The sequence below is a fragment of the Flavobacterium gyeonganense genome, assembly GCF_029625295.1.
Lineage (GTDB): Bacteria > Bacteroidota > Bacteroidia > Flavobacteriales > Flavobacteriaceae > Flavobacterium > Flavobacterium gyeonganense.
The window spans coordinates 760,875-773,576 of the sequence record NZ_CP121112.1 but is presented as its reverse complement, the minus strand read 5'-3'; the positions used below and the strand labels follow the sequence as shown (position 1 = coordinate 773,576).

Here is a 12,702-nt window from a genome sequence, read left to right as displayed (position 1 = left end):
ATTTGATTTGTAACTAAATAAGCTGAAGAATGAAATTGTTACCTTCTTCCGCCACCGCCACCACCATAGGATCTGCCGCCTCCACCGCCGCCAGAGGATCTCATACTTCCGCCACCTCCGCTACTGTTATATGAACGGGAAGGAGAAGAACTGGGTGCTGAATAACTTCTTGAAGAATTGTTGCTATTGTTGTTGTAATTGTAAGTTCTGTTTGAATTAGTAGTACTTGATCTTCTGCTTGAATCGTAACTGCTATTGTTTTGATTTGAACTTCTTCTGTCTGAAAATGTAGGACTTGATGTTCTGTTTACTGATGATCCTCTTCTGTAATCTGAAAAGGTGTTTTGTCTGTTTGTATTGTAACTTCTGTTTGTAGTATAGTTTCTGTTGCTGTTATAGCTTCTGCTTGTGTTGTAACTTCTATTTGTGCTATAGCTTCTGTTTGACGTATAATTTCTTCCGCCATAGTAAGCAGCAGATCCTCTTCTTCCGTAATTATACGAATAGTTATTATATCTGTATCCGTAGCCATAAGCGGGTCCCCAATAGCCGGAATATCCCCATCCCGGTCCCCAATAAGGAGGATATCCCCATCCGTATCCAGGATAACCCCATCCGTATCCGGAATAACCCCAGTAGCCTCCGTATCCTCCCCATCCGTAATATGGATATCCAAAGCCATAACCAAATCCCATAGACCACATTGGGCTGGAATAAACGTTGACTGAGACTTCAGAATTACTGCTTCCCCATGAAGGGTAAGATGATACTGAGGCAACTTGTGTGCTGTCATTTTCTGCGTAATTACCATAGCTGTCTACGTCAGTAAATATTTCGGTAGGCATTCCGTCGTTTTGAAGTGATTTAAAATAATCCTGATATTGATTATTGGCAGGAGTAGTATTTGACTGAGTGTAATTACGACTATTGCCATAGACTCCATCATTATCGTTATACGAACTGTTTTGGTAAGAACCACACGATGCTAATAAAAAACTCAACAATCCAATTAGATAGAAATGAGCTGAGTTTTGTCGGAGTGAAGTATAAGTTTTCATATCTGTGGTGTTTTTTATTGTTGCACATTACAAAAATAGTTAGTTTTGCGAAACTATTTAGTTAAAAAAAATAAAACAAAATTTGTGCCAAAATATTCAATATGAGCAAGAACCTCACTACAAGAGCAGAAGATTATTCGAAATGGTATAACGAACTGGTTGTTAAGGCAGATTTAGCCGAAAATTCAGGTGTAAGAGGCTGTATGGTGATTAAACCGTACGGATATGCTATTTGGGAAAAAATGCAGGCTGAATTAGACAGAATGTTTAAAGAAACCGGACATCAAAATGCATATTTCCCTTTATTCGTGCCAAAGAGCATGTTTGAAGCTGAAGAAAAAAACGCCGAAGGATTTGCAAAAGAGTGTGCGATTGTAACGCATTACAGATTAAAAAACGATCCTGATAAACCTGGAAAGCTAATGGTTGATCCGAATGCAAAGTTAGAAGAAGAACTTATTGTTCGTCCAACAAGTGAGGCAATTATCTGGTCAACATACAAAGGGTGGGTGCAATCGTATAGAGATTTGCCTTTGTTGATTAATCAATGGGCGAATGTAGTACGTTGGGAAATGCGTACGCGTTTATTTTTGAGGACGGCTGAATTTTTATGGCAGGAAGGACATACTGCACATGCTACAAAGGCAGAAGCGCTGGAGGAATCAGAAAAAATGATGAATGTGTATGCGGATTTTGTAGAGAATTTTATGGCGATTCCGGTTGTAAAAGGAGTGAAAACCGAAACTGAACGTTTTGCAGGAGCAGATGAAACATATTGTATAGAGGCTTTAATGCAGGACGGAAAAGCATTACAGGCGGGAACATCTCACTTTTTAGGTCAGAATTTTGCAAAAGCTTTTGATGTTAAGTTTGCGAATGCAGAAGGAAAACAGGAACATGTTTGGGGCACCTCATGGGGAGTTTCAACCCGTTTAATGGGAGCTCTGGTAATGACTCACTCTGATGATCAGGGACTGGTTTTGCCTCCAAATTTAGCACCTATACAAGTTGTAATTGTGCCAATTTATAAAACAGATGGACAATTGACTGAAATAACAGCAGCAGTTAATGATTTAACAACTAAGCTTAGGAAGCTGAGAATTTCAGTTAAGTATGATGACAGAACGACCCAAAAACCGGGATTCAAGTTTGCTGAATGGGAATTAAAAGGAGTTCCTGTTCGAATTGCAGTAGGTCCAAAAGATTTAGAAAACGGAACTTTTGAGGTGGCAAGACGTGATACTTTGACAAAAGAGACAGTTTCTGGTGAAAGAATTGTAAATTATATAAATGAATTATTAGAGCAAATCCAGTCGGATTTATTTAATAAAGCATTAGACTATCGAAATAACCATATTACGGAAGTAAATAGTTTTGAGGAGTTTAAACAGGTTTTAGATGGTAAAGGCGGATTTGTTTCGGCTCATTGGGACGGTACAGCTGCAACCGAAGAGAAAATAAAAGACCTGACAAAAGCAACGATTCGCTGCATCCCTTTAAGTCATGCAGAAGAGGTGGGAAGCTGTGTGTTTACTGGTAATCCGTCTACAAAAAGAGTGTTGTTTGCTAAGGCATATTAAAAAAAAATATTTTTTTTACATGAGGTGTTGTACATCTTAAAAATAGTTGTATTTTTGCATCCGCATTAGAGAAACACGGTCCGTTCGTCTATCGGTTAGGACGCCAGGTTTTCATCCTGGTAAGGGGGGTTCGATTCCCCCACGGACTACTTTTTTTCTTGCAGATTAAGTGTTTACTTGATATAATGGTCCGTTCGTCTATCGGTTAGGACGCCAGGTTTTCATCCTGGTAAGGGGGGTTCGATTCCCCCACGGACTACTAAAATTAGTTGTGAATAAGTTTTGTAAAATAGAAATTGGTGTCTCGGTTTTTGTTTTATTAGTTAAAACCAAAGTGATTGTTATGCAATTGTGGGAGGTTTTTCTTTTTTAACTAGTATCTATAATAAATTATTACATCTAAAATTTAAAAAAATGGCAAATCATAAGTCAGCATTAAAAAGAATCAGAAGCAACGAAAAAAGAAGAGTTCTTAACAGATACCAGCATAAAACTACTCGTAACGCTATTAAAGCATTAAGATTAGCTACTGATAAATCTGATGCAGCTTCTAAATTATCAACTGTAATCTCTATGATTGATAAATTAGCTAAAAAGAACATCATTCACGACAATAAAGCTTCTAACCTGAAGTCTAAATTAACGAAACATGTTGCTAAATTGTAATTAATTACAATTCTAAAAATATAAGAGTCCTCGAAAGAGGACTTTTTTTTGTTTTAATAAGTTTGAATTGAAAGGTAATCGAAAATTAAAACAGAAGAAATAGAAAACAGATTGACTTAATTGCTAATTTTGTATTCTAAAACAAAATTCAGATGAAACCTGTTTTGCACACTGATAGTCCATTTAAAACTATCATCTCTTTTCATAAATTAATTGAGTCTTTTGAAGAAATCGCTTTGTCTAATGTAGATTATCGCTCAAATTATGCAAAAGCTATTTTAAAGCAAATAGAATCAGTCCCGGAATTCAGGACAGGAATAGAAGATTACAGTCTGATTAAAAATCATGAGGCTTTAATCAAAAATATAATGGCTGACTTGTTTCCAACAGCATTAACTCATAATGAGATAAAGGCAGTAACAATTCCTTTTCAAAACATCTCTTTTAATTATACTGAGCGTTTTAAGAAAATTCTGCGCAATGCAGGCGATGAATTTTATATGGAAATCCGTGATTTTGATGATCACCAATTCTATATCAGTAATTGCTGCCTGATTTTGAGTAGCTATTATAAACAGAACATTGAATTTAATAAAATCTTTTTCTATGATATTCCTGATGAGAGTGGAATTGAAAAACATTACCGTATTATGTACAATGCCGATTTTATGGAGATTACTCCAACATCTAATTCGGTAGTACTCTCACAAGACGATATTGATTTATTGATCGACAATTACAGTGATATTGATCTCTGGAAAGCTAAATTCCCACCAGGGAGCTGGATATTAAAAGGTTTTGGAATTGTTTCTTTATTTGATGCCACGACAGAAAGTGCTATTTCGAATTTGAAAAGTAATTTGCTGAAACCGGATGCAAAAACGGTAGCATCAAATGATATTATCGAAAATATCTTTAAATCAATTTTTAAAATTCCGGATCTAAAAGTCGGTTTTATCATCTACAATCCGGAGGAAGAGAAATTTATAAGACCTGTCAAGTTCGATAATCAGTTGCAGAGCTTCCTGCTTTCAACGAATCAGGAAGTAGAATGTAAAAACGCTTTTTTTGGTTGTTCTTTTGAAAATTTATTGGACAATCAGGAGCCTTTTGTAATTTCTAATGTCCAAAAATTCACTGAAGAATCTGCAAACAAACATCTTGGTGAACATTTATTAAGACAAAATATTCAGAGCTATGTATTTGCTCCGGTTATTAAGGACGGACATTTATTGGGTGTTGTCGAATTGGTTTCAAAGGTTCCAAGAGCTTTAAATACAGTAAATGCTACAAAACTGGATTTAGTTTTGCCTTATCTTACCGATACAATTGACCGATACAATACCGATATGCAACATCAGGTTGAAGCCATTATTCAACGTGAGTATACTACAATTCACCCTAGCGTATATTGGAAATTTAAAAAGGAATCTCAAAATTATTTTCAAAATACAAATCCAACCAAAGATTATATCTTCAAAGAAATTGTATTTAAAAATGTATTTCCGCTGTATGGACAAATTGATATAAAAGGTTCTTCTGAACACAGGAATGATACTGTGAGAAGGGATTTGAAAAATCAATTGAATACTATTTTAGAGATTTTCGAAAATCAGAAACCGAACAGCAATCTGATGCTTTTGGAGCAGCGTAAGTTTGAATTGGAATCGTTGCGTGATGAATTGGATCAGCCGTTAAAAGCGGATACTGAACAATATATTCAACGTTATATAGAAGAGGAAATTCATCCAATTCTAAAAAATACAAAAGATACGGCCATCAATAAAAAACTGGAAGAGCAATACTTTGAAAGTCTGGACGAAAAAACAGGAATGTTTTATCAGGAAAGAAAGAAGTTTGACAATGCGATGTCTATTATCAATAAAAAACTGGCTTCGGTTCTGGATAAAAAGCAATTAGAAGCTCAGCAAATATATCCGCATTATTACGAACGTTTTAAAACTGATGGTGTTGAGCATAACTTATATATAGGAGCTTCAATTGCGCCAACCAAACCTTTTGATATTATGTATCTGCATAATCTGCGTTTGTGGCAATTACAGACTTTATGTGAAATGGAGCTGGAACATCACCAGCTTAAAGAATCCCTGCCCTATGAATTGGATGTTACTTCTCTTATTTTAGTGTTTAGCTCTGCTCTTTCAATCCGTTTTAGAATGGATGAAAAACGTTTTGATGTTGACGGAACATACAACGCGAGATACGAAGTTGTAAAAAAACGTATTGATAAAGCGCATATAAAAGGCAGCCTAGAAAGAATTACCGAGAAAGAAAAAATCACAATCGTATATTCTCAAAATAGTGAAGAAGCGGAGTATTTAAAATATATTAAATATTTACAGCATAAAAAAATACTGGAGCCTGCTATAGAACAATTTGAAGTGGAAGATCTTCAGGGCGTTTCGGGCTTGAGAGCAATTCGTGTAAAAGTAATTAATAATCTTGCCAGCGCTGCGACAAAGAAAATTACTTATCAGGATTTATTAGATGAGCTCAGCTAAATGTTGAGCTTTTTAAATGCTTTTAAAAGCGATTACAAATGCAATTACCGTAATGATGATTCCAGTCATGAAAAGGTTATAAGCAATTCGGAGTAGGTTATATTTTCGTTGCAAAACCAGACCTAAATAATATAAATCTTTTATCATTGTAGAATATAAATAATCACGGTCTTTCATCATTTCGTTCATGGCCCAGTCATATTCATGTAAAGGCATCTTGTAAAAATTACCAAAAAACATCAAATTGACTTTTTTGGCTTCGACATCTTCTCGTGTAAAAATGCCTGAAGTTACTTTTGGTCTGGTGGATAAAATGGCAAAAATAATGGTGATTACACTAGACATTAGCATTATAAAGGTAGGAATTACAAGATGTGCATTTTTTGGACTGTCTAATTTTGGAATTATAGAAGAGAGTGCAATTGAAATTATAATTGCGTTTACAGATAATAAAATATTCGCTTTGCTGTCTGCAATTCCGCTTAAACGTGTATGATTTCCTAAAGTGACCCGAAATAAGGTATCAACACCGCGATCTGTTTTTTCTGATTTTTCCTTTTTTTGTCTTTATCTTCAATTGTAGCCGCTTTTTTGATTTTTTGCTTATTTATTTTTTTCTGAATTCTGACTAAGTTTTTTTCTTTCAACGGCTGCCAGTTTTTTTGAGCATAATCTGTATAAAAGTGATGTTTTGTCATTAAAAATTTGAAGTTTTCTGTCGCCCACTCCAGATTTGAAAAATCTACAATACCTGTGTTTTTTAATTCAAGTCTTAATAATTCGCAGGTACTAATATATTCGGGACTAATAATATGGATGAAATCGGCGTCCTTTATTATCTTTTCAAGATGATTTTTCGGAATATATTCTTTGGCTGTAGCCGAAATCAAATCCCCTACTTTTTTTATGAATTCATCTGTTTGATTTTTTTCTTTTAAAAATTTAGAAGCAATCCTGATACTTTCATTTTCATGGTTTTCATATCCGCTAATATATCCGGTATCGTGAAACCATGCAGCTATTAAAAGTAATTCCCTGTCATCAGAATTTACATTTTCTTTTTCACAAAGTTCTTTAGTTGCATTTACCACACTAAAAGTATGGTTGAAATTGTGGTAAGAATATAAAGCAGATAGTTTATCTTTGAGTAAATTAGTAACGAAATCTTCGGACTGTTCTATTAGGTTCATAGAGAATATTTTTATACCACTAAATTATGAAATTGTTTCTGGATAATCATTTTGTTGTAAGGATTAAAAGCCAAATTGTTCCATTTTTACTTTTGTCTTTAATCTATTCGTGTGCAACGCATCATGCTCAATATGGAAAAAATGTAAGCGCCAACGAAAACGAAAACGCAACAGATACCATAAAAATTGCACACACTTTTTATTTAGTTGGTGATGCTGGAAATGCAGATGAAGAAAAACCGCAGCAAACACTGGAATTGCTGCATAATAAATTAAAGAAATCCAGTAAAAGAGCTACGTTATTATTTTTAGGAGATAATATTTATCCTAAAGGTTTTCCGGACAGCAAAAAGGAAGCCGAAGTAAAACCTGCACAAACCAAACTGACCAATCAGCTCAAACTTACTAAAGGTTTTAAAGGAAGAACCATTTTTATTCCTGGAAATCATGATTGGTATAATGGTACAAAAGGGCTAGAGCTTCAGGCTGATTTTGTAACGAAATATCTCAATGATAAAAAAGCTTTCTTACCAAGAAAAAATTGCCCAATTGAAGAGGTAAAAATGGATAGCATTACTTCTTTAGTTACGATTGACAGTCAGTGGTTTTTAGAAGACTGGAACGACCATCCGACTATAAATGATAATTGCGACATTAAAACCAGGGAAGATTTTTTTGATGAGCTTGAAAATATTCTGAATAAAAACCAGGAAAAGACAATAGTTCTGGCTATGCATCATCCTTTAATGAGTAATGGTACACATGGCGGACAGTTTTCATTAGAGAAGCAATTGTTTCCATTAGAGAATAAAATTCCTCTTCCGGTTATTGGTTCTATGATTAATTTAATTAGAAAAACATCAGGAATTAGTCCGCAGGATCTTCAGAATAAGCAGTATACTATTCTTGCAAAAAGAATAAAAGCACTTATTCAGGGGCAAAAAAATATCATTGTAGTTTCGGGACATGATCACAATCTGCAGTTCATCAATAATGAGAATATCAATCAGATTGTTAGCGGAGCAGGTTCAAAATCAGAAGCAGCAAGAGCAATAAATCCAAACGATTTCTCTTATGGAGGTAATGGTTATGCAGTATTGACATTGTTTAAAAGTGGGGATGCAAAAGTAACCTTTTATGGCAACGAAAATAATAAAGAAAAAATGCTTTTTGAACGCGAAATTATAAAAGCAAAAGAATTTAACTGGGTCAAAAAAGCCTCTAATGATTTTCCTAAAACAGTTTCTTCTTCAATTTATACTGAAGAGATGACCAGAAAAAGTGCGGTCCATAAATTTCTTTTTGGGAATCATTATCGTCAATATTACAGTCTTCCAATAGAAGCCCCAACTGCAACCCTGGATACACTGAAAGGAGGCTTGAAACCGGTAAGAGAAGGAGGCGGACATCAATCAATATCATTAAGAGTCGTAGATTCTAAGAAAAGAGAATACGTTATGCGAGCCTTAAAAAAGAGCGCCACACAATTTCTTCAATCTGTTGCTTTTAAGGATCAGTATGTCGAAACAGATTTTCAGGATACGTATGCGGAGGATTTTTTGCTTGACTTTTATACTACGGCACATCCTTATACACCTTTTTCAATTGGAAATATGGCTGATAAATTAGGATTAGCACATTCTAATCCGGTTTTGTATTATATTCCGAAACAAAATGCCTTAAAAGAGTTTAATTCAAATTTTGGTGATGCATTATACATGATTGAAGAAAGGGCAGCAGATAATCAAAAAGATACACGAAGTTTTGGAAAACCAAATGATATCATTAGTACAGAGGATATGATGAAAAATCTTCATAAAGATGAAAAATATAGTGTTGATGAAAAAGATTATATTAAAGCACGATTGTTTGATATGCTTATTGGCGATTGGGACAGGCATCAGGATCAATGGCGCTGGGGAGAATATAAGGAGGGAGATAAAATTGTATATAGACCTATTCCTCGAGATCGTGACCAGGCTTTTACAAAATATGATGGCACCTTGCTTTCTTTATTAATGAATATTCCCGCATTGCGGCACATGCGAAGCTTTAAAGATAAAATTGATAATGTAAAATGGCTTAACAGGGAACCTTATCCGTTAGATTTGGCTTTTGTCAGAGTAGCCGATAAAAGTGACTGGATTGCACAGGCAAAGTATATTCAGGAACATCTTTCGGATGCTGATATTGACAATGCTTTTAAAAACCTGCCAAAAGAAGTACAGGATGAAACTATTGAAGATATAAAACGAAAATTGAAAAGCAGAAAAAAGAGCTTCAAAAATATGCTGCAGTCTATTCTGATGTCCTTTCACGAACAGTAATGATCGCAGGAACAGACAAAAAAGATAAGTTTGTTCTAAATCATATTTCTAAAAATAACGTCGAACTAAAAGTGTATCGCGTTAAAAAAGAGGGTGAAGAACTGCTTTATACCAAAGTTTATAATGATAAATTGACAAAAAATATTTGGATTTACGGTTTAGATGATGATGATGTTTATGAAGTAAAAGGAAAATATAACTCAAGAATTTTAATTCGTTTAATCGGAGGACAAAACAATGATTCATACGCTGTTGACAATGGAAAAAGAGTAAGGATTTATGATTTTAAATCAAAAAACAATACTTATAACCTTGATAAAAAAGCACAAAAAGTACTTACAGATGATTATGATGTGAATTTGTATAATTTTGAAAAACCGAAGTATAATGTCGTTGCAGGTTTGCCAACCGCTGGCTTTAATCCTGATGATGGTGTGAAAATAGGAATCAATCTTAATTATACGGTTAATAATTTTAAACAAAATCCTTATACTCAAAGACATGTTTTAAACAGTTTTTATTATTTTGCTACAGGCGGTTTTGAGCTGGATTACACCTCTCATTTTCCTGGATTATTAGGAAATTGGGTTATTGACGTTGAAGCAAAATATACTACGCCAAATTTTGCAATCAATTATTTTGGATATGGAAATGAAACAGTAAATGACGATAAGGATTTAGGGATGGACTTCAATCGTGTTCGTATCCAAAAAATAAGAGTGGCACCTGCTGTAAGACACGTTGGCCGTTATGGAAGTGAGTTGAGTTTTCAGCCTGTTTTTGAAAAAATGAAGGTTGACGATACAGAAGGACGTTTTATTGATGTGCCTAGTGTTGTAAATCCTGATGTTTTCGAAGGCCAGCAATTTGCGGGTGCAACCATAAAATATAGTTTTAAAAATGCTGATTTTGCTTCAAAACCTTCGTTAGGAATGGGTTTTATGATTTCAGGCAGCTGGCTGACAAATCTGGATAATTCTAAACAAAATTTCCCTACTGTCGAAAGTAGTTTAAGCTTTGTACATAAAATCGATTCGCATGGCAAATTAGTTTTTGCAACTTTATTTAAGACAAAAGCGATTTTAAATAATAACTACGAATTTTATCAGGGGGTGACTTTAGGCGGAGACAAAGATTTACGAGGTTACAGAACAGAAAGATTTTTAGGAAATACGTCTTATTCACAAAGTACGGATTTGCGTCTAAGTCTTGGAAAGATTCGAAAAACAATTGCTCCTTTGACCTATGGAATTTTAGCGGGGTTTGATTATGGTCGTATTTGGCTTGATGGTGAAGATTCAAAAAAATGGCATAATGATTTTGGTGGCGGAATCTGGCTTAACGGTATAAATCTAATTACAGCGAGAGTTTCCTATTTCAAATCACCGGATGAAAGAGGAAGAGTAGTTGTAGGAGCTGCTTACAGCTTCTAGCTATTTTAATCTAAATTCATACACATTGCCGCCGATTTTATTGGTTTTTTCATCAGCAATTAATAAAGTGTTATTGTTTTTGAAAACAATGGCTTCTTTTTGTGAAAAGTGATTTAAGGGAATTTCTGATTGGATGCCTTTGTTAAAAGAATCGCCATTAAAATCTTTGAATAAAACAATTTTATCGTGACTTAACAATGCAATTTTTTTTCCATCCGGACTAATGGTTGCACTTGTTAGAACACAATGGTTGTAATTGTTACAAGTTTTAAATTCCCCAATTTTAAAAGCTTTTTGAGTTCCTGGTGCATTTAAAATTTTGTAAATAAAAGCAGTTCCGTCAAAACCTTTACTTCGGTTTTTGGTAAAGAGATAAAAGTAATTTTGATATTCAAAAAAGCCTTCAACATCATAAAATAATTCTTTTTTCTTAGGAGGGAATTCTGTCTGCTCCGGATATGAAAAAGAAACTTTATATTGAGAAACGGCGTTTTCTTTATTTAACTCTTCCTTTGGTACTTTGTAGATGCACAAATCCTGACGATCATTATCATTATTGCCAAAGTCACCTATATAGATATTTCCTGCTGTGTCTTTTGTAATATCTTCCCAATCTACATTTTTAGCGTTTGTAATGGCGATAGTCTTTTCTAATTTTCCTTCTGAATTTATAGCGTAAATTTCATTTTTATTTCCGCTGTCTTCCAAAGTATAAATCAAATCACTCTCAGGGAAATAAGTAATTCCTGAAACTTCCTTAAGCTTTTTCGGAAGCGAATAAAGCGTTTTTAAATCACTATTTGATTGCTGTTGGCAAGCCAGTAAAATAAGAGAAGTAACAATTAAGAAAGATTTTTTCATAAGATAAATTTTTAAATCAGGTTGGTGTTTTTAAAATTACGTATAATAAATTCAAAAGCAGCATGCATGATATGCCCCATAGATTTTGCATTTTTAAATTTCATATCATTAGTATAACGGTACAATTCCATTTTTAGCTGATTTAAATGTTCTTCGGTAGATATAGTGTCGTGACACATTATATTGAGTAACTTTTTAATTCTGTTTTCAGCAGAGTGAATTCGCTTTGCTAAAATAGCACGTTCTTCGTCTTTGTATTGAATAATAGAGCGTTCTTCAAGCTTTTCCTTGATTAGTTTTATCATCGGATAATTTTCTTTGAAAAACTGTGGGCGATACACTTTAAAATTGCCTTCATAACATTGCTGGTCAAAATCGATTGGACGGATTTTATACACTACCTGATCAAAATCGTGGATAGGGACAATTACATAATTATAAGCTCGCATATCGCCTAAAAGCCTAATCATGCAGCGTTCATTGAATTTTACAAACTCTTTTGCGATTTGTGATTTTTCGGTTTCTGTACAGGAATCCAATAAAGTGCCCATGAAAACATCACCCGGAATGCCTATAATATGTTCTTCAATCAACGTATCATTATAAACTAGAAAGTTGATTTTGTCCGGAGATAAAATATCTTCTAATTCCAGCCCGTAAATTCTGGATGCATCGGCTTTTTTGATGTAAAAATGAACATAATTATCGTTAAGTATATTTCGAACCTTAATACGGAAAGGTTTTGAATTGCCAAATGTGCAGTAATCAATGGCATCAATATTAAGAAACTGGATAATTTCGCTATTTCCGTCAGAATGTAAAAGAGAATATATTTTCTTCAGGTTCAGATCAATTTCATTTCTTTCAAATTCATTATAATAGACTCTGATCCATAAAGTGTCAGCATCATTCTTATCATATACATTTATAGAACCTGAAAAGCGCAATAAGTCGTCATAAAACACAGAAACTTTAGAGATTCTTTCGTATCGTTCTAAGTAACTTAAAAGAGGCTGTGTCAGAGGGTAAGTAGGTTTTTTTAACAGCATTAAAGGCTCGCTCATT

Annotated in this window: 6 protein-coding genes, 2 tRNA genes and 2 pseudogenes; 6 read left to right on the top strand and 4 right to left on the bottom strand. The window is 34.0% G+C overall.

What is annotated here, in order from left to right:
- Positions 1-38 precede the first annotated feature (38 nt).
- Entirely contained in the window at positions 39-1,058 is a 1,020-nt protein-coding gene (locus P5P89_RS03195) for a hypothetical protein (protein WP_278010711.1), read from the bottom strand.
- A 101-nt stretch (positions 1,059-1,159) separates the two neighbouring features.
- Here P5P89_RS03195 and proS point away from each other — a divergent pair, with 101 nt between their 5' ends.
- From proS to P5P89_RS03170, 5 genes are all read left to right on the top strand, one after another.
- Positions 1,160-2,638 carry a proline--tRNA ligase gene (gene proS, locus P5P89_RS03190; RefSeq protein ID WP_278010710.1) on the top strand — a complete coding sequence of 493 codons (1,479 nt, stop codon included), beginning with the start codon at positions 1,160-1,162 and terminating at the stop codon, positions 2,636-2,638.
- A gap of 77 nt (positions 2,639-2,715) precedes the next feature.
- Positions 2,716-2,787: transfer RNA gene (locus P5P89_RS03185), tRNA-Glu, on the top strand.
- A gap of 38 nt (positions 2,788-2,825) precedes the next feature.
- Positions 2,826-2,897, top strand: a tRNA-Glu gene (locus P5P89_RS03180).
- Positions 2,898-3,052: 155 nt separating this feature from the next.
- Entirely contained in the window at positions 3,053-3,304 is a 252-nt protein-coding gene (gene rpsT, locus P5P89_RS03175; protein WP_041517133.1) for a 30S ribosomal protein S20, read from the top strand.
- A 152-nt stretch (positions 3,305-3,456) separates the two neighbouring features.
- Complete coding sequence (locus P5P89_RS03170; RefSeq protein ID WP_278010709.1) at positions 3,457-5,826, top strand: GAF domain-containing protein; 2,370 nt, start codon at positions 3,457-3,459, stop codon at positions 5,824-5,826.
- 12 nt (positions 5,827-5,838) lie between these two features.
- Here the strand turns inward: P5P89_RS03170 and P5P89_RS03165 are convergent.
- A pseudogene (locus P5P89_RS03165) lies at positions 5,839-7,016 on the bottom strand (Pycsar system effector family protein).
- Positions 7,017-7,042: 26 nt separating this feature from the next.
- Between P5P89_RS03165 and P5P89_RS21760 the strand changes: the two are divergent.
- Positions 7,043-10,776: pseudogene (locus tag P5P89_RS21760) on the top strand (metallophosphoesterase).
- Here the strand turns inward: P5P89_RS21760 and P5P89_RS03155 are convergent.
- Together P5P89_RS03155 and P5P89_RS03150 are read right to left on the bottom strand one after the other, a co-directional pair.
- Positions 10,777-11,637 carry an SdiA-regulated/phytase-like domain-containing protein gene (locus P5P89_RS03155; protein ID WP_278010708.1) on the bottom strand — a complete coding sequence of 287 codons (861 nt, stop codon included), beginning with the start codon at positions 11,635-11,637 and terminating at the stop codon, positions 10,777-10,779. It lies immediately after the preceding pseudogene.
- Positions 11,638-11,648: 11 nt separating this feature from the next.
- Positions 11,649-12,701, bottom strand: coding sequence for a hypothetical protein (locus tag P5P89_RS03150; protein ID WP_278010707.1), 1,053 nt, complete (start codon positions 12,699-12,701; stop codon positions 11,649-11,651).
- Position 12,702: the final 1 nt, after the last annotated feature.